The organism is Nonomuraea sp. NPDC003754 (genome assembly GCF_053605785.1).
Map to the genome: position 1 here is coordinate 1 of NZ_JBSGJX010000066.1, position 16291 is coordinate 16291.

Consider the following 16291-nt stretch of genomic DNA (forward strand, 5'->3'; position numbering starts at 1 on the left):
GCCGGCGGCGGCCGCCACGCCGGCCTGGCGGACTCGCTGCTGCTCGGCGTGCCCGACGGGCGCGGGCGGCTGGAGTACGTGGGGCACGTCGGCACGGGGTTCACCGAGCGGGTGCGCGCCGACCTGGCCACTCGACTGGTCCCGCTGGCACAGGAGGCCAGCCCGTTCGCCGGGCACGTCCCGATAGAGCAGGCGCGGGCCGCCCGCTGGGTGCGGCCGGTCCTGGTGGGCGAGGTGCGTTTCGCCGAGCGGACCGGCGACGGCCTGCTGCGGCATCCCTCCTGGAGGGGTCTGCGCACGGACATGTCGCCGGCCGACGTTCCGCGCATCGGTCGGCGGCGCGCCGGCTGAGATGCCGCGCACAGCTCACTTCGACACACTGTCCGATTTGTACGATTTCGGCATGTCGTACTTCCGTGGGCCTGACGGGATCGAAGTCGTCCCGATCGTTCTGGACGGGCGTCCGCGATTCCGCATCGACCGCTGGCGCGGTGGCAAGCGCTGGCGGGTAGCCGACTGCCGGGACAGCGCCGAGGTTGCCCAACTCGTTGATCTCTCGGAGTTCGTCGAGATCTTCGAGTTCCCCGCTGCGGTCCGGGGCCGGCCACGACATGACGAGCTTCAGCCCCCTGTACGCAGGGGGCTGAAGCTCACGGCCCGGTCGGCGGCGCAGGCCACGGTGTGGTCTCACCCCATGTACTGACGCTTCACTTCCCACACCATGCCGAGCTCGTCGAGGGCGGCGATCTCTTCTTCAATGAGGCCGCCCTGCTTAGAACCTCGGCGCTTTGCTCGCTGATGGGCTATGAAGTCGCCGAGGCGGTAGCCCGTGGCATCGATGTAGTGGTCCGTCACCGACAGGTGGCCGTGCTCCTCACGGAATCGCCGGGCCGCAGCCAGTCCTCGCTCCCAGCGCGCCAGCCTGGGATCCCACACCATGCCGAGCTGGTCGAGGGCGACGATCTTCCACTCGGGCAGAGTGGCGCTTCTCGACACGTCGGGAGTTGAGCCACGCTCCGAGCGGGAATCCGTCTTCGTTGTGCTCCTTGGGACAGATCAAGCCGCCAGTGCGGGCATGATGGGCCCGAGCGGCCGCCAGGCCGAGCTCCCATCGTGTGTCGCTCCAGTCACCCCACTGCATACCGATCTTGTCCAGCGCGTCGATCCGGTCGGGAGTGATCTTGCCCGCCTTCCGCAGGGTGCGCTGCCGGCTGATCCAGTCCTTGAGATAGTCGTTGTCGGGCTCGAGTCTGCCGGTGCTGGCGTGTAGCGCCTTGGCCTGCTCGTAGGCCCTCTTGCCATTTCGCTTCGGTGGGCTCCCAGATGATGTGGAGGACGGATCTGGAGCCAATGGCTCGGCGTGCCGAGCACGAGGGCGAGGGTGAACAGGCCCACGCTGCCGCTGTCGGTGAGCGGGAAGATGACGAGGGCGTAGCCGGCGGCGGCCAGCGCGCCCGCCAGGACGATCGGCCGGCGGCCTACTCGGTCCGACAGGCCCGACCAGCCGAGGATGCCGGCGACCGCGATCGCGGAGGAGAGTGTCAGGCCGCTGAGCACCTGTTGGCGGGCGAAGCCGGCCTGCACGCCGTACGAGACGAGGAGGGTCGTGAGCGGGCCCTGCAGGACGAACGGTGACAGGCCCACGCCGATACTCAGCAGGAGCGTCCTGGGGTAGTGGCGCAGCACGTCCAGCAGCGGCGCGGACCGGGGCTCGGGGGCTTGGCGGCCGGCGGCGAAGACGAAGGACTCCTCGACCCGCGCGCGGACGAACAGGCCGATGGCCAGCAGGACGACGCTGATCAGGAACGGGATGCGCCAGCCCCAGCCGAGGAACGCCTGCTCGTCGATGAGCGCGGCGCTGCCGTTGAGCGCCGCGGTCGACAGCAGCATGCCGAACGGGGCTCCGGCGTTGGTGAAACTGGCCCACAGGCCGCGTCGTCCTGTGGCGTACTCGGCGGACATGAGGACGGCGCCGCCCCACTCGCCGCCGACCGCGATGCCCTGGACGACGCGGAGGACAACGGGCGCGATGGAGGCGAGGCTGCCAACCTGCTCGTAGGTCGGCAGCAGGCCGATGAGGAAGCTGGCCGCGCCCATCAGGACCATGGTCAGTACCAGCATGCGCTTACGGCCGAGCCGGTCGCCGAAGTGCCCGAAGATGATGCCGCCGAGCGGCCTGGCGAGGTAGCCGGTGGCGAAGGTGCCGAGGCTTGCGACGGTCGCGGCGAGCGGGTTGAGGTCGGCGAAGAAGATCTTGCCGAACACCAGAGCCGAGGCCGTAGCGTACAGAAAAAGTCGTAGTACTCGATGACGCTGCCGAGGAAGCTGGAGACGACGGCGCGGCGGAGCTGGACGGGGGTGGCGGAGGCGGGAGCCGACGAGGTGGACATGACGGTTCCGATCGTGGCGGTGGGGGTCTCCGAGAGAACGCGGTCAGGCGTAGTGGCGGTAGAGGGCGCGGGCGACGCAGGCGGGCTTGGCCGAGCCGTCGATCTCGACGGTGAAGTCCATGGCTATCTGGACTCCGTTCCCCTGCACGTCGTCGACGGAGACGACCGTGGCGGCCAGGCGGACCTTGCCACCGACCTTGACGGGGCTGGGGAGACGGAAGAGGACAATGCTCCTCCTGGTACGGCTGGCGCCAGCCGTACCAGGACCCCTCGGTTGGGTTTCTTGCCAGCACCCCGACACGGCGGATCTGGTGCGCGACCGCGCGGACATCCGCGCCTGGCTGGTCGCGCGCTGGAACCGTCGTTCGGGTTGGCCGGGAGGGACAGGCGGTCGTGCGCGCCGGCGGTCAGCGGTCGCCTCCGGCGGGGGTGCTCAGGCCCTGCTACCGGGACGCCTCAGGTGTTCTTCTCGTCTGCCGGAACGGGCGTGTTCTGCATACGGCTGTACTCCAGCAGATCTTCTTCGTCGATCACCTCGCCCGCGGGCGGAGCGGCGATGACGAGGTCGAATCCCCAGTCGGTGTAGCGCGTGTCGCTCCGCTTGACCAGCGGATCTTTCCCCTCTCCCACGGTATCAGCGGTGATCAGGCGCTTGAGGACACCGTCACGGTCGGCCCAGAGTTGCCAAGAGATCTTCCCTTTGCTCTTCTCGTCGATGCGCTTACCCGAGCTCCAGTTGCTGACGTGGCCCTTGGAGACCTTGTTCAGCTCCTGGCAGCTCATGGTGCCCCGGTAAACGAAACCGCCGGAGACGGGCTTGCTCGTCGAGCGCTTCAGCACGGCCTTCATCATGGACGGGTCGTACACGTTGATCGGCTGCAGGCTGGCGTCCTGGGCCATGTCCCGGGCCATGCGTCCCCTGTGGTTGTTCGGGAACCGGATCCACTTCTTGCCGTCGGGGACCGGCCCGGGGTACTGGTCGGCGTCGTCGTACACGTCTTCACCGACGCGGATCACACGGTAGGGATCCGGCTTCTTGGGCGGGACTCCCTCGACCTTCGGCAGGGGAAGGTCCCACCAGGTGAAATCCGCAGCCGCCGGACCCGTGGGGGCGAGCTGGAGACCACCGCTGATCCGGATCCCGCTCCCGGAGATCTTCGACTTCCCGCCATAGAAGTAGCGGTTGGTCTCGGCGATCCGAACGCCATGCTCGTTCCGGAGCTGCCGCTTGAGCGCGCGCGCCGGATCGGGAGCGCTTGCCTGCGCGGCGGCGGGACTCGTGGCAATCGGTACGGACGCGATCAGCACGGCGACCGCTAGGGTAACCCACCGTCTCATGGGTCATCTGTCCTGTTCTTGGGCTTTAAGGCATTCGGCGGAAAGGTGAAGCTCATCGGAGATCGTAACGGGTGTGTCCCGCCGGATACCTGCTCCGGTTTGGGTGGGGTGGCCGGAAGCTGCGGCGCGGCTGTAGGCCTGGTAGGGGAAGGCGAGGCCTCGGGTGGTGGACCGTACCCAAAGCGCGGCCCGATTTCGATGTAGGTGTCATCGATTCTCCACACCGGGCGCGGGTTCACCAGATTGTCTGGGGCGACTTTCAGTAGTCGGCAGCGGTCTTCAGGCATGTCAGCCATGTCAGGTGCACTGCCTCGCTACGCCACATTCGGCCCGATCCTTCGGACGCCCAATCAGGAACGGAATGTCACGCCAAGCCGCTTCCGCCCGGCCCGCTTAACGCGACTTTTCGTTCGTATGCTGCTCAACCCCCGGAACACAGCGTGGACGGCCGACAAAACGAAGCTCCCAGCGCTGGGGTCTTCTCGCCGTTCTGTGGACCCGCCGCTGGATGTCGGTGGCCGCGGCTAGAGATCTTTGGCCGGGGTGACCCTGTCAGCCTCCGTTGTGCGTACGATCGCCGGCACGGCCGGGTCTCCGCCTCGGAGGGGTTCAGCCCCGGCCAGGCTGCTGAGAGAGCTCCCGGTCCCAGTCGACCGTCTGCGCCCACTCCAGGTAGGAGTGCCAGCCCACCTCCGGGAACTCCGCGTGCAGCGCGGCGATGTCGGTGTGTACCCGATTGTCCTCAAAACTCTGGAACATGTCAGCGATCTCATCCCCGGCCCACTGACGGATCATCGGGATGGGAATGTTCTCGTACGGCACGTCCGAACCAACGGCTTCGGACAGGAAGCCCGCCGCCTCGAGGGTGGTCACGCTGTCGGAGACGACGTCGATCGCTCTGCCGGACAGCTTGGCGAGGTTCTCGATCGCGTGGACGGCCATGCCGGCGATGTCCAGCACGGTGACCTGGTCGAGCTTGCGATCGGGAGAGAGCGGGAAGGCGTAGACGCCCTGGTTCAGCCGGGTCAGGCCCACATTGAGGGCGTTTTCCATGAAGTAGGCCGGCTGAACGCTGGTGAAAGTGGTGCCCTGCTTGATGAGGTATCGGTGCACGACCTGCTTGGCGGAGGCGTGCTCGACAGTGAAGTCGACCTCGCTCGCCGCCCCCTTGACCGAGGAGTACACCAGGTGCGCGTCCACCGCCCTCGCCGCGTCGGCGAGGGCACGGCCCTGGGCGACTTCCTCGGCGGCGCCGTTCTGGCCGAAGGGGACGGTCAGCCCGAAGATCGCATCCAGACCCTTCGCCGCCTTGGTGAGGGCTTCGCGGTCGGCGAGATCGCCGGTCATGAGGCGGACGCCCTGTGCGGCGAGCGCGTCCGCCGCCGGTGTCGCAGGGTCGCGGACGTAGGCGACGGGCTCATGGCCGTGCTTGAGCAGGCGTGCGACGACGGCTCCGCCCTGGCGGCCGGTGGCTCCTGCGACGAGGACACGGATCATGGATACTCCTTAATCAATCAATTGAATGATTTCATGCATGAGGACGAGCCTCATGCGTGCCGTACGCCCAGAAAGGCAGAGAGAGCCTCACTCACCTGTTGCCGGTACTCCTCCGACAGCGGATCCACGCCATAGATCCCCTCGATCACCTGCGGAAGCGCAACCGGGGCGAAGGCGAGCAGGAAGGAGAGCAGCGTCACGAACTCGGCCGGGTGACCATCGCCGATCTCTCCCGCCGCCTGCCGGGCGCGCGTCTGCTCGACGGCGGCGGCGGCCACTGTGCGCCATTCCCGCGCCAGCGCTTCGGCGTCGCCGGGGTAGTCCCCCAACGCCTGCCACACCACGAGACGGGCTCGCCGGGGATCACGCAAGGTGGCGTTCAACACCATGCGGAAGCTCTCCAGGAACGGCTCGGCCTTGCTTGCCGGCACCAGCTTCGCGCGCCGCTCCTGCCAGCCCGACAGCAGCTCCTCCAGCAGGCCTTCCTTGCCACCGAAATAGTACGAGATCAGCTGCACGTTGATGCCCGCACGCTTGGCGATCGCCGCCGTGCGAGCACCGCTGTATCCCTTGGCGGCGAACTCGTCGAGGGCCGCATCAAGGATGCGCTCCCTCGTACGTGCCGCTTTGCTCGTCGCCTGAGGCTGATCTTCTGGCATGGACACAGATTATCAATCAATCGCGTGATTACAACCGATCAGAGGGTGGGGTCTCGGTAGAAATGAAGAAATCTCCAACGAAGCAGCACCCTGACCTGCGGCAACAGAGTGTCCTGCAGATGAGGTCTCAGGTCAATGACGGTGGTGGGCCACGGGCTCACCGCTCACGTCCGTGTCTTCGCCGGGTCCTGCTCGTCATGGTCGCGCAAAAGACGGTGGCGGGTGAGGGGCGCCAGCCCTTCTTCTTGCCCTGGGTGATGACGAGGCGGGCGGGCGATCTCGCGGAGGCTGAGGCCTTGCTCGCGCAGGCGCAGGGCCATGGACGGCATGGCCGTGGGTCGGTGACAGTGGCGCCGCCGATGGCCTTGCCGCGGCTGCGGGCGGATTCGCGGCCTTCCAGGGTGCGGTCGCGGATGTATTCGCGTTCCATCCCCGACAGCGCGGCCAGCACGGTGAACACGCCCCGGACGCGTCGTGCGAGCCCTGCAGCTCACCGGTGAGGAACTCCAGGCCGATGCCCGCGGCGCTCAGTTGCTCGGCCAGGAGAGCTACCTCGACCCGGACACCGGCGTGCGCACCCGGGCGATTCCATCCCTGCGGTTTCTAGCGGCGCTGCGTGCGCTCAACCCGCATCGGGCCTGCCCCAACCGGAGCGGCATCATCGATCCACCACTCTCCCGGCACCAGCCGTCCGCCCCCGGGAACTGCCCGTAGCCGCCGCCATCGTGATCGTCTGCCCGTCCCCTGAGGGCCGCGCCGAGCCTTCCGAGCATGGCAGTGACGGCTGCGGCGATCACCCTCCGTCCAGGTTCAAGACAGCGTCCAGGATGAAGGTAGAAGGCCGCTGAGAGTCGCTGGCACGGCCGTTCGTCGCCGAACTCGCCCACCATGACCGAGGTCTCGTCGCCTGGCTCCACGGGAGCGTCCGGCCATGCGAGTACGGCGGCGTTGGCTCGGATTTTCGCCAGTAGGTCGTGGATGGTGGCCCTGTCGCGGGTCATACCGTCAGGCTGCCAGTGGCCCGGGCAAGAGGTGGCAAAACCGGTCGCGGCGTCGTATCGCTTCTCGCGCTGGGGGTAGCAGGCGGGACCATCACCATCACCATCACAGGGGGAAACGTGATCAGCACCCTGCACAAGATCGGCATCAAGTCCTCGCACATGTACGCCGCGGGCTTCGCTTCCATTGCCGCGTCACTCGCGTCGTGGTGGCTGTCGGCGAGCGCAGAGCCGGCGGGTATCGAGCGGGCCGACAGGTGGGGCATCTTCGTCGGCGAGTGGGCGCCCACGTTCTTCGCTCTCGGGCTGGCGCTACGGACGGAAGAAATTCACGCCATGGGCGACGGTCAAGTGCAGGCGAAGGCCGAGCGGGTTCCGCAAGGTGTCGGTGCTCCGCTCGGGTAGAGCAGCACGGATCGGCCGAGAGGCAGTTCGAGCGCGCGTTCGAGTAGGTAGGCGCGACCGGGTCGTGGCCGGGCGCGGGAGCCGGTCGCCGCGACAAGCTCCTGCTTCAGTGGACCACGTGGGCGCTGCGCTGGGGCCACGGCGGGCGCTCCACGTCAGCCGCGGCCACCCGGTTCGCGATCAGGGTGAACCATCGGACCCGGGCGGGACGACAGCTCGGCTGCGTCTCCGGGAAGCACGACTGGACCACGGTCACCGACGGGGTGAGCATCAGCCCCAGACCCAGCCCGATCAGCAGCAGGCCGGGGGCGAAGGCCCAGGCACCGGGCTGCCAGGCGACCAGGCCCAACAGCACGGCGATGCCGGCGATCGTAACGACGAAGCCCGCCGCGATAAGGGCGCGCTGGGCACGGCGGCGGGCCGGCTTCTCGGCGGCCAGTGAGGAATCAGCGCGGCCATCACCAGCAGGAAGATCGTGATCGCGACCTGGGCACCCTGCACGGCGGTGTCCCGGTCCTCGCTGATGTCGTTGATCATCACGTTCATGTTGGAGCCGGCGAAGCTGCCTCGGGAACTCGATTCTGCAGGGTGTGGGTACGGCGCTGCTGATCCCGCTTTGCGCCGCACTTGACCTGGCACCTACCGCCACCCCCGCTCACGGGCGGCGCGGTTGGTCTGTGCCGCGGGCTTTCGACTTCAGTCGACTCTCCAGTCTTGCTTGCGCGGTGGATAGGCGAATGTCTGGGTGTCGGCCCAGCCCTGCGCAACGATGTGGTAGTCGTGTGCGGCCTCGCTGGCGGCGTGCAGGTGGCCGACGTCGAGCGTGTCGGCGGTCGTCCAGGTTCCGTTGACCTTCTGCTCGATGACGTAGCGGAATTCGTTGAAGCCCTCGGAGGAGGACACGAACGTGTTGGCGATGGCGAGAGAGCGTCGACCTGCGGTGAGAGTTCGCGGGATTTCGACGACTTGGTCCCTCCACTTGTAGATGCTGTCACCGGGCAGCGGTCGCCACACTCCGGCGAGGTTCCCGTTCACGGTGATGCTGGCGTGTTGCCAGGCGACCCCTACGTCCAGGCGGCGGACCAGCCGTACTCCGGTGTTGGATGGATCGATGGTCGCGGTGAACCGGCTTGACCCGCCAGGGCCGAACGCACGACCGTCATCGCTGATGATGTGGCCGGGATCCACAGGGCTGCCGAAACCGTCCGGCGTGATCCGTTCAGGCGTCTTCTGCTGATGGATGATGACGCTCAGAGCCGCCGCGACTGCCAGCGTCACCAATACGGTCGGCATGAAGGCTTGGCGCCAACCTCTGCTGGGGATGCGGGCCGGCCCGGCCTGGCTCGGCTCGGCCGTCGGGGCGGCGGCGGACGGCGCTCCGCTGGAAGATTCGATCCCGGGGTTCTCCTCCGGCCTGGCGGGTATGCGGGCGACCCGTACCCGCTCCCATGCCTGTTCCCATGCCGGAAGCTGGTCTTCGGGCACCTGGCACGCCCGCAGGAAGGCCACCATCACGGCCTTCTTCGGGAAGCGTCGGCCGGCCAGCATGTCCGCACAGGTCGTCCGTGGCAGCCGGGTCCTGCCCGCCTTGTCCGCCCGCATCTCCAGTTCACGCAGGGAGGTATCGGCCCGCGCGAACTGCTCGGCCAGGGCCCTCACCAGACCCTCGTGACAGATCACCGTCTCCACCCCGGGTCGGGCCACCGGTTTGACGGCCCGGGGATCCTCGCCGCGTTCCGGATACTCGCGCATCACCCTCAACCGTTGCCCTTCCGCCTCGGGCCGTTCGGCCTCACTCAACCAACCTCTTCCTGTCGCAAAGTGTATGAGTGATTACCGTGAGTGTTCGAGGGGTGGTGTCGGCGGCTGCCTGCCGTCCGGTCCCGGCCGGCCGACCGGTGGTCGAGTCCGTCCGAGTCTGTCCGAGTCACTGTTGGACACCTCGGCTGCATGGCTTTGCTGACTCGTATGGCGGCCAACCGGCCCCGATACCAGTCAGGAGCCAGGGGGCCCTCGGTCAGCCTGGCGGCCCACAACTCCCCGTACAAGGAGAAGACCGTGAACACATCACGCACACTGCGGCGCCTCGCCGCGAAGACCATGATCGCCCTTGCTGCCACGGCCCTCTGGTCGGGAGCCGGTCTCATGACGGCCGGTGCGGCCGGGGCTCAGGCCGGCCCTCCTCCTGGCCTGCCCCGGATGCACGCCTACTGCCAGCACTTGGGGCACCTCAACTCGGTGGCCACCGACCCCGGCTCGGTATGGAGCTGGAGGTGCGTCGGGCACAGGGGCGAACATCACGGAATCAACATGCACGACGCCTGCCGGTGGCACTACGACGGAAGGCTCACGCGAGCCGCCTTCCACAACGTGAACGACGCGTTCTCCTGGTACTGCTACTGACCACTGGGTGGACGAGGATGTTCATCGAGTGCTGACAAGCAGCGGGCCCGTCGCCTGGCGAGGACGACCTGGGCCCCGCGTGCGGGGCGAGCGCCGCACGCGGGGCCTGGTCGCTGCCGCTGTGAGCCATAGGCCATAGGTGTACGAGGCAGTTGGAACCACCGGACAGCGCCACGGCCAGGGCCGATGCACGCTAGTGCGCCCGGCCTGCCGTGCCAGTGCCCGCCGGCACCGCCGGTACTGGCAGAAGGTGTTCGCCGCCGAGATGATCGCCACCATCAGGACGCACCTGGAGGAGCGGGTCGGGCGGCGCTGGCCGGTCTGCGGTGTCTGGTTCGCGCCCGGCGTCGGCATTCGCCGGGACGCGATCTACTGCTCGCCGCCCTGCCGTTCGGCGGCCTGGCGGGCCCGCCGACGCCTTTCCTCGGCCACACAGCCGCTCCGAGCCGTCACACCCGCTGGCCCCTGTGAGGGTTCGGGCACGCCTATACGTGGATGACCTCGGGTGATGCTGGACCAAGGCCGTCAGGAGGTCCTCGGGCATGGCCCCCCTTGTTGGCGATCAGGTCCCAGTCGATCGGCCGCTGCTTGAGCACCTTCTCCAGTTTCGGCCACGGCACCTGGTTCGCGGTCTGCGCCTAGAGCTGGATGGCGCCGATGTTCTTCAACCTGGGCAGCAGCTTGAACCCCAGCAGCTCGGTGAAGGCCAACCCGACCAGGGACGCGCCGTGCGTGTCGGTGTAGTCGGCCTCGATGCCGGCGTCGGTGCCGTGCCGCAACAACCCCTCGATCATCGCGCGACCTCCGAAGAGGAGCACGACTTGAGCTGGGAGTAGATGCACAGCCGGCCCTTGTCGACGTGCCAGTAGATCATGACGCCGGAGCCGCCGTACCGGGCGTGGAACTCGGTCATCAGGTCGGACTCCCAGGAGGCGAATCGTCGCGGGTGACGCGTACACCGCCGATGACGCCGTACGAGCGGACCCGGATCAGGGGACCGCCGGCCGAGGGGACGCCCGGGGCGATGTGCCGATCGCCGAACAGGCTGAAGCCCTCGATCTCGACGCGCGCGTCGGCCGGCACTCGGAGCCGCACACCGCCGAAGAGGGCGACTTTGGTGAGGGTCAGACCGGAGGTGGCGCGCACGTCGGCGCCGCCGATCGGGGTGACGACGACGGTGTCGGAAGAGATCTGACCCTTGTGGCCGCCCAGGAGGGAGATGCGGTAGTTCGTCATGTATTGAACGGTAGAAAATCGCCGGTCGCGGCATAAGTGCCGGCCGTCGTGACCTCAACCGTGACGATCGTCATACCAGCCAGCCCTTCCGCTCGGCGATCTCCACCGCCTCCGTCCTGGTCCTGGCGCCGAGCTTCTGGATCGCGGCGGACAGGTGGTTTCGTACGGTGCCGGGCGACAGGTACAGGTCGCGGGCGATGTCGGCGATCGTGCCGTGCCCGCGGGCGGCGGCCAGGACCTCGGTCTCCCGGGGAGTCAGCGGCGAGGCGCCCTCGCTCAACGCGGCGATCGCCAGGGACGGGTCGATCACCCCCTGCCCGGCCGCGACCTTGCGGATGGCGTCGGCGAGCTCGGTGATGGGCGCGTCCTTCAGCAGGAAGCCGGCGGCGCCTGCGGCCAGCGCGGCGTGCAGGTAGCCGGTACGGCCGAACGTGGTCACGATGACGACCTTGGTCTCGGGCACGGCCTGCGCCAGCCGCCGGGCCGCCTCCAGGCCGTCGATGCCGGGCATCTCGATGTCCAGCAGCGCGAGATCGGGCCGAAACGCCTCGCAGGCGCCCACCACCTCGTCACCGCGGCCGACGTCGGCGACGACCTCGATGTCCGGCTCCAGCCCCAGCAGGGTCGCCATGGCGCCGCGGAACATCGTCTGGTCCTCGGCGAGCAGCACTCTGATCGTCATGATGCCCTCCAGGGGATCGTCATGATGCCTCCAGGGGGACGGCGACACGGAGCCGGAAGCCGCCTTCCGGCCGCCGGCCGACGCTGAGCTCGCCGTCGAGGGCGGCGGCCCGCTCCGACAGCCCGGCCAGGCCGTTGCCGGCCGCCGGACGGCCGCCGTCGCCGGGGGCCGTCCGAGTGGGTCCCGCGCCGTCGTCGCGGACCTCGACGGCGGCCCGGCGCGGCTCCAGCGTCAGCGTGATCGCGCAGGTCCGGGCCCGGCTGTGCCGCAGGACGTTGGTGACGGCCTCGCGTACGGCCCAGGCCAGCAGCCCTTCGACGGGCACCGGCAGGTCCCAGCTGTCCGGTACGGACACCGTGCACTCGATCCCGGCCGAGCGGGCGGCCGAGACCGCTCCCGAGATCTCGGCGGCCAGCGTCGGCTGCTTGTAGTTCGTCACGGCCTGGCGCACCTCGGCCAGCGCGCGGCGCACCACGGAGTCGACGTCGGCCAGTTCGGCGTCGGCGCGCCCGGCGTCGAGCGGGACCAGCCTTCTGGCCAGTTCGGTCTTCACCGCCACCACCGACAGGCTGTGGCCCACCAGGTCGTGCAGGTCTCTTGCGATGCGGTTGCGCTCCTCCACCACGGCCATCCTGGCCAGCTCGCGCCGCGTCTCCCGCAGTTCCTCGATGAGGTCGGCGGTCCGCCTGCTCTGCGCGGCGAAGATGCCTGGCAGCAGGACGAACGCGCCCAGCGCGCCGGCCGCGACCGGATCGTCGCCGTGGACCAGGGCCAGTGCCATGCCCGCCAGGCTGATCCCGGCCGCCTCCTTGATCCGCAGATCCCGGCCGGCCTGCCTGGTCGCCCAGGTGGCCACCACGATCCAGTGCCAGCCCGCCCACGCTTCCAGCGTCAGGCACGCCGCGACGAGCACGAGGTAGCGCTCGCGTGTGGGGCGTACCGCGACCAGCCCGCCCAGCACGACGACGCCGAGTGCCCACCCGGCGGCCAGGACGCGGCTCCAGAGCGCGGTGTGCTGGGCGAAGTGGTAGAACAGCGCCCACGCGGTGGCGCCGATCATCAGCAGCGACCGCACGTCGAAAGCCCCGGCGAGCAGGGCTCGCCGGGGACGCCACCACCTGCGCAGGCTCATCGGGCCGCCTGCCCCGGCCATCGCGTACGGCTCATCGCGTCAGGGACCTCCGCGTCGGCGACGTTCACCGGGCATGGGACTCCCGCCGCCACTGGACCAGCGTGGCCGCCGCGGCGGCGATGGCCCAGCCAGCCAGGACGGCCAGGCCGCCGGCCTGCGGACCGTGCCCGCCGATGATCGCGTATCCGGCCTGGACCAGGCTGTAGGTGGGCAGGTAGTGCTGGATCGCGGCCAGCGCGGCGGGCAGCGTACCCGAGCCGATGACGCCGCCCAGCGCGGCCAGGGCGAAGAAGATCACCGCCAGCCCGATCTGTGCCGTCTTGCCCTTGAGCGTGAGGGCGAGGCTGAGACCGAGGAGCGCGAAGGGCAGCGAGCCGAGCACGAGCTGGCCGAGCAACGCCGCCCATTGCCCGGCGGCCAGGTGAACCCGGCCGACGGTCACAGCGGCGACCCCGACCCCCGCCACTCCCGGGACGATCATCAGCATGCCCTGCACGATCTTCCCGGCCAGCCAGTGCCGATCGGCCAGCGGCGTGACCTTGAGCTGCCGCAGCCAGCCGCGCATCCGATCCTCCGCGACCCCGCCTCCGGAACCGATCAGCCCTCCGCCCGCGGCGGCGTAGACGGCCATGGCGACCATGGCGAACGCCGAGTCGGAGGTCCTGCCGTAGATCAGGTAGAGCCCGACGGGCATGACCACGAGCAGGAGCAGGTATCGGATATTCCGGAGAGCCCGGAAGATCTCAAACCTCACGAAGCTGAACATTACGCACTCCTCTGGTGGATGTCAGTAGGTCAGCGCTTGGCCAAGGTGAGCTGGAGCAGGGCCTCTTCCAGGCCGGTGCCCGAGACCTTGCCACTGTGACGTTCCGGACCGCGACTGATTCCGAACCCGGCTGATCCTCCGGCGGCCGACGACGGCGTCGAGGAAGTCCGGTGTTTCCAGCGCGGCGCGGCCAGCAGATCACCGATGCCGTGCACGGCTCGTGCGCCGTTCCCGACGCCGACCCCGTCGGGGTGGACCAGGGCGTCGAGCAGGACGTGGCCGGTGACAGCGTCGATGACCGCGCGCTCGATGCCGACGCCGTCCAGGCCGGTGATCTCGGTGTCCAGGACGACCGCGGCACCAAATTCCAGGTCGGCGCAGGCCCGGCGGATGACGTCGCCGGCCGCGGTGGACAGGCTGATGTGGTCGGTAGCGGTTAGCGGTCACCGGTGAGGGGACGTATCGGACTTGGGTGATGGCTCGGCGTTACTGTGCGGGCTTGTGCCGGTCAGCCGTGACGGGCCGGAACCGAGGATGGGGGCTCCCGTCCCGCGTGCCAGGCCCGCCGCTGCGGCGGCCGTCGGATCGGAAGGGGCATCATGCGGATGCGGTGGGAGGCGTTCTTGTCCGCGATCCAGGAGCGCGGCGAATATCCCTCGCGGGAGGAGGCGGAGCAGGCCTCCCGCGTCGTCCTGGCCCTGCTGGGCGCGCACCTGGTGGGCGAGGTGCGCAACGAGCTGGCCGCCTGGCTCCCCGAGACGCTGGCGCTGGTCCTGCTCAACCCCCTGCCGGCCTACGAGCCGCTGACGCCCGAGCGGTTCGTCCGGGCGACCGCGGCCTGGATCGAGGGCGCCACGGAGAAGACCGCGACGTGGGACGTCAGCGCCGTGCTCAGCGTCGTGGCCGACACCGCGGGCGAGGACCTGATGAAGCGGATCCTGCTGCAGCTCCCGCCCGGCTACGACCTGCTGTTCGGCCGCCCACAGCCAATCTGACGACATGCCCTCCGCAGAGGGGGTTCAGCGCACGGCGCCGGGCGGAGTTTGAGCCGTGGACGTGCACGAGGCAGCCCGCGTGGGAGCGGCTCACCGAGCGGGAACCCCCGTACGTCGCCGCCGAGCGCACCGAGGACTACTCAAAGGGCCCGTACCTGCTGCGGCTGACCGACGCCGGCACCCGCCACTACGCCGAGCAGTGGCAGGCGTACGCCCGCCTCTACCCCGCGATGAACGCCCCCACCCCGATGGAGCGCCCGCCTGGCCAGCCCAGGTCGACGCCGGCCTGGCCGCGATGAGAAATGCGTGCACAGCGCTGCGTGGGCAGCTCGCCGAGACACTGGCCGAGCACGACCGGCTGACGTTCGCCGCCAACCAGGTTCCCGTGCCTGCCGAGCGGGAATCGGCCCGGATCGCGGTACGGCCGAACAAGGCCGCCGACGCCTACGGCGCTGCGCTCGCACGCCACCGGACGGTCCTGGACGCTCAGACGCTGGAGCTCACGGGCCTGTACCAGGCGGCCTGCGTGCGGTTCGCGCTCGCTGCCGCCGTGGTCGAAGCGTGCGATTGCGGCGATGACTGCGCTTGGCTGCCCGATGGCGGGCGCGCCCTGGCCGCCGAGGCCACCGCGCACGAGGCCAACCCGGACGTCCAGGTCGAAGAGCTCCCGGACCTCCAGGCGCCTCGCACGGCAACGACCGCACCGCAGGAGACGTTCGTCTCCGTCACCCTGCACCCCGACACTGCCGAGGTGTGCCTGCACACCGAGCAGACCCTGGTCACCCTCCAGCCCGCCCGTGCCGGGCTCGTCTACCCGGTCCGCGTCTCGGTGTGCGAGCCGTGCGCGGACCTCCTCACGCCCACCCCGACCGATCACGAGCCCCCGGACCCCGATCTGTGACCTTCTTCTTCGCCCTGCCCGGCCCAGACGGCAAGAAGCTGGAGCGCTGTTTGGGCGGGTGATCCTTCCTCGGCGGTGTGCACGATCAGGGCCAATCCGGGGTCGTCCGGCAGCCGCAGGGTCTCGTAGGTGAGCTCGATCTCGCCGACCAGCGGATGCCGATACCGGTAGTGCCCGTGTCTTTTGTCCCTCACCTCATGCTCAGCCCAGATTTCACGGAACTCGGCGCTGACGCTGGAAAGCTCGTCGATCAGGGTCTGGGTGGACGGGGGGACCGGTCGGTGGGCAGCGTCCATCCGGAGGAAGCCCGCGACGTCGCGGGCCCGCGCCCGCCAGTCGGCGAACAGGTTGCGCACGCCCTCGTCCAGGAACACCAGCCGGGCCATGTTGCGCTCTGCGGCGGGGATGGCGCCGAAGTCGGTGATCAATGCTGCCGCCAGTCGGTTCCAGGCCAGCACGTTGGTGTTGCGGTCGACCAGGTAGGCAGGGGCGTTGTCGATCGAGGCCAGCAACCGGCGAATGCTCGGCCGCAGGGGCGGGCGGTCGTCCGCGGTCTCGGGGGGCGCGGCGGGCGCAGGGCGGGCCAGCCGGTGCAGGTGCGCGCGTTCGGCCGGATCGAGTCGCAACGCACGGGCTACCGCGTCGAGGACCTCCACTGAGAAATGCAGGGTGCGTCCCTGCTCCAGCCGGATGTAGTGGTCGACGCTGACTCCGGCCAGTTGGGCCAGTTCCTCGCGGCGCAGTCCAGGGACCCGGCGCCGCGCCCCGTAGGAGGACAGGCCGAGCTCCTCGGGCCGGAGCCGGGCCCGACGGGATCGGAGGAACTCCCCCAGCTCGGCGCGTCGATCCAGGACCATGCCTCCTAGTATCACCGGCCGAGACCCAAGTG

The 16291-nt window shown here is 69.2% G+C and carries 20 protein-coding genes and 3 pseudogenes; 8 read left to right on the forward strand and 15 right to left on the reverse strand.

Translation table 11 applies throughout. The annotated features are described in order from the left end of the window. Both ACWEVS_RS43135 and ACWEVS_RS43140 read left to right on the forward strand, forming a co-directional pair. On the forward strand, positions 1–351 hold a 351-nt coding region (locus ACWEVS_RS43135; protein ID WP_452556717.1), incomplete at its 5' end, for an ATP dependent DNA ligase. A 52-nt stretch (positions 352–403) separates the two neighbouring features. Continuing rightward, on the forward strand, positions 404–703 hold the full coding sequence (locus ACWEVS_RS43140) for a hypothetical protein (RefSeq protein ID WP_452556719.1): 300 nt from the start codon (positions 404–406) through the stop codon (positions 701–703). Here the strand turns inward: ACWEVS_RS43140 and ACWEVS_RS43145 are convergent. The 7 genes and pseudogenes from ACWEVS_RS43145 to ACWEVS_RS43175 form a co-directional block, all read right to left on the reverse strand. Continuing rightward, on the reverse strand, positions 688–996 hold the full coding sequence (locus ACWEVS_RS43145; RefSeq protein ID WP_452556721.1) for a helicase associated domain-containing protein: 309 nt from the start codon (positions 994–996) through the stop codon (positions 688–690). The two genes, ACWEVS_RS43140 and ACWEVS_RS43145, sit on opposite strands and share 16 nt — an antisense overlap. A 37-nt stretch (positions 997–1033) precedes the next feature. Then, a pseudogene (locus ACWEVS_RS43150) lies at positions 1034–1351 on the reverse strand (helicase associated domain-containing protein); the annotation flags it as partial. Between the two features lie 71 nt (positions 1352–1422). Beyond that, positions 1423–2265: pseudogene (locus ACWEVS_RS43155) on the reverse strand (MFS transporter); the annotation flags it as partial. 581 nt (positions 2266–2846) lie between these two features. Then, positions 2847–3698: a hypothetical protein gene (locus ACWEVS_RS43160; RefSeq protein WP_452556723.1), complete on the reverse strand. Its 852-nt coding sequence runs from the start codon at positions 3696–3698 to the stop codon at positions 2847–2849. A gap of 639 nt (positions 3699–4337) precedes the next feature. Further along, positions 4338–5225, reverse strand: a complete 888-nt coding sequence (locus ACWEVS_RS43165) for an NmrA family NAD(P)-binding protein (RefSeq protein ID WP_452556725.1) — start codon at positions 5223–5225, stop codon at positions 4338–4340. A 50-nt stretch (positions 5226–5275) separates the two neighbouring features. After that, positions 5276–5884, reverse strand: coding sequence for a TetR family transcriptional regulator (locus ACWEVS_RS43170; protein ID WP_452556727.1), 609 nt, complete (start codon positions 5882–5884; stop codon positions 5276–5278). 157 nt (positions 5885–6041) lie between these two features. Beyond that, positions 6042–6344: a hypothetical protein gene (locus tag ACWEVS_RS43175; RefSeq protein ID WP_452556729.1), complete on the reverse strand. Its 303-nt coding sequence runs from the start codon at positions 6342–6344 to the stop codon at positions 6042–6044. Between the two features lie 14 nt (positions 6345–6358). On the opposite strand from ACWEVS_RS43175, the gene ACWEVS_RS43180 reads away from it, so the two are divergent. Both ACWEVS_RS43180 and ACWEVS_RS43185 read left to right on the forward strand, forming a co-directional pair. Beyond that, positions 6359–6598, forward strand: coding sequence for a hypothetical protein (locus ACWEVS_RS43180; protein ID WP_452419492.1), 240 nt, complete (start codon positions 6359–6361; stop codon positions 6596–6598). Positions 6599–7002: 404 nt separating this feature from the next. Then, a complete protein-coding gene (locus ACWEVS_RS43185) occupies positions 7003–7287 on the forward strand; it encodes a hypothetical protein (RefSeq protein ID WP_452556731.1) in 285 nt (94 codons plus the stop codon). Between the two features lie 106 nt (positions 7288–7393). Here ACWEVS_RS43185 and ACWEVS_RS43190 read toward each other — a convergent pair whose 3' ends face one another. Beyond that, positions 7394–7642 carry a hypothetical protein gene (locus ACWEVS_RS43190; RefSeq protein WP_452556733.1) on the reverse strand — a complete coding sequence of 83 codons (249 nt, stop codon included), beginning with the start codon at positions 7640–7642 and terminating at the stop codon, positions 7394–7396. A 341-nt stretch (positions 7643–7983) separates the two neighbouring features. Next, positions 7984–9087, reverse strand: coding sequence for a hypothetical protein (locus ACWEVS_RS43195; RefSeq protein WP_452556735.1), 1104 nt, complete (start codon positions 9085–9087; stop codon positions 7984–7986). Between the two features lie 258 nt (positions 9088–9345). On the opposite strand from ACWEVS_RS43195, the gene ACWEVS_RS43200 reads away from it, so the two are divergent. Continuing rightward, complete coding sequence (locus ACWEVS_RS43200) at positions 9346–9690, forward strand: hypothetical protein (protein WP_449929897.1); 345 nt, start codon at positions 9346–9348, stop codon at positions 9688–9690. Between the two features lie 650 nt (positions 9691–10340). On the opposite strand, the pseudogene ACWEVS_RS43205 reads toward ACWEVS_RS43200, so the two are convergent. The 5 genes and pseudogenes from ACWEVS_RS43205 to ACWEVS_RS43225 all read right to left on the reverse strand — a co-directional run. Next, positions 10341–10609: pseudogene (locus ACWEVS_RS43205) on the reverse strand (Tn3 family transposase); the annotation flags it as partial. Next, positions 10603–10926 carry a hypothetical protein gene (locus ACWEVS_RS43210; protein WP_449929966.1) on the reverse strand — a complete coding sequence of 108 codons (324 nt, stop codon included), beginning with the start codon at positions 10924–10926 and terminating at the stop codon, positions 10603–10605. The gene ACWEVS_RS43210 and the pseudogene ACWEVS_RS43205, both read right to left, overlap by 7 nt. 70 nt (positions 10927–10996) lie before the next feature. Beyond that, positions 10997–11608: a response regulator transcription factor gene (locus ACWEVS_RS43215; RefSeq protein ID WP_452556737.1), complete on the reverse strand. Its 612-nt coding sequence runs from the start codon at positions 11606–11608 to the stop codon at positions 10997–10999. A gap of 19 nt (positions 11609–11627) precedes the next feature. Next, complete coding sequence (locus ACWEVS_RS43220; protein WP_452556739.1) at positions 11628–12740, reverse strand: sensor histidine kinase; 1113 nt, start codon at positions 12738–12740, stop codon at positions 11628–11630. 64 nt (positions 12741–12804) lie between these two features. After that, positions 12805–13494, reverse strand: coding sequence for an ABC transporter permease (locus ACWEVS_RS43225; protein ID WP_452556741.1), 690 nt, complete (start codon positions 13492–13494; stop codon positions 12805–12807). A gap of 182 nt (positions 13495–13676) precedes the next feature. Here ACWEVS_RS43225 and ACWEVS_RS43230 point away from each other — a divergent pair, with 182 nt between their 5' ends. From ACWEVS_RS43230 to ACWEVS_RS43240, 3 genes are all read left to right on the forward strand, one after another. Next, positions 13677–13946 carry a hypothetical protein gene (locus tag ACWEVS_RS43230; RefSeq protein ID WP_452556743.1) on the forward strand — a complete coding sequence of 90 codons (270 nt, stop codon included), beginning with the start codon at positions 13677–13679 and terminating at the stop codon, positions 13944–13946. A 183-nt stretch (positions 13947–14129) separates the two neighbouring features. Then, positions 14130–14501 (forward strand): DUF2267 domain-containing protein, encoded by a 372-nt coding sequence (locus tag ACWEVS_RS43235; protein WP_449929887.1) that lies wholly within the window; start codon positions 14130–14132, stop codon positions 14499–14501. A 295-nt stretch (positions 14502–14796) separates the two neighbouring features. Continuing rightward, positions 14797–15402: a hypothetical protein gene (locus ACWEVS_RS43240; protein WP_452556745.1), complete on the forward strand. Its 606-nt coding sequence runs from the start codon at positions 14797–14799 to the stop codon at positions 15400–15402. On the opposite strand, the gene ACWEVS_RS43245 is transcribed toward ACWEVS_RS43240, so the two are convergent. Beyond that, a complete protein-coding gene (locus tag ACWEVS_RS43245; RefSeq protein WP_452419483.1) occupies positions 15375–16259 on the reverse strand; it encodes a helix-turn-helix transcriptional regulator in 885 nt (294 codons plus the stop codon). The two genes, ACWEVS_RS43240 and ACWEVS_RS43245, sit on opposite strands and share 28 nt — an antisense overlap. Positions 16260–16291 lie beyond the last annotated feature (32 nt).

What these genes read in the sequence shown, in the direction of transcription:
- ACWEVS_RS43220 (WP_452556739.1), bottom strand. Translation starts at nt 12,740, where the DNA reads ATGAGCCTGCGCAGGTGGTGGCGTCCCCGGCGAGCCCTGCTCGCCGGG.
- ACWEVS_RS43165 (WP_452556725.1), bottom strand. Translation starts at nt 5,225, where the DNA reads ATGATCCGTGTCCTCGTCGCAGGAGCCACCGGCCGCCAGGGCGGAGCC.
- ACWEVS_RS43170 (WP_452556727.1), bottom strand. Translation starts at nt 5,884, where the DNA reads ATGCCAGAAGATCAGCCTCAGGCGACGAGCAAAGCGGCACGTACGAGG.
- ACWEVS_RS43215 (WP_452556737.1), bottom strand. Translation starts at nt 11,608, where the DNA reads ATGACGATCAGAGTGCTGCTCGCCGAGGACCAGACGATGTTCCGCGGC.
- ACWEVS_RS43245 (WP_452419483.1), bottom strand. Translation starts at nt 16,259, where the DNA reads ATGGTCCTGGATCGACGCGCCGAGCTGGGGGAGTTCCTCCGATCCCGT.
- ACWEVS_RS43210 (WP_449929966.1), bottom strand. Translation starts at nt 10,926, where the DNA reads ATGACGAACTACCGCATCTCCCTCCTGGGCGGCCACAAGGGTCAGATC.
- ACWEVS_RS43140 (WP_452556719.1), top strand. Translation starts at nt 404, where the DNA reads ATGTCGTACTTCCGTGGGCCTGACGGGATCGAAGTCGTCCCGATCGTT.
- ACWEVS_RS43240 (WP_452556745.1), top strand. Translation starts at nt 14,797, where the DNA reads ATGAGAAATGCGTGCACAGCGCTGCGTGGGCAGCTCGCCGAGACACTG.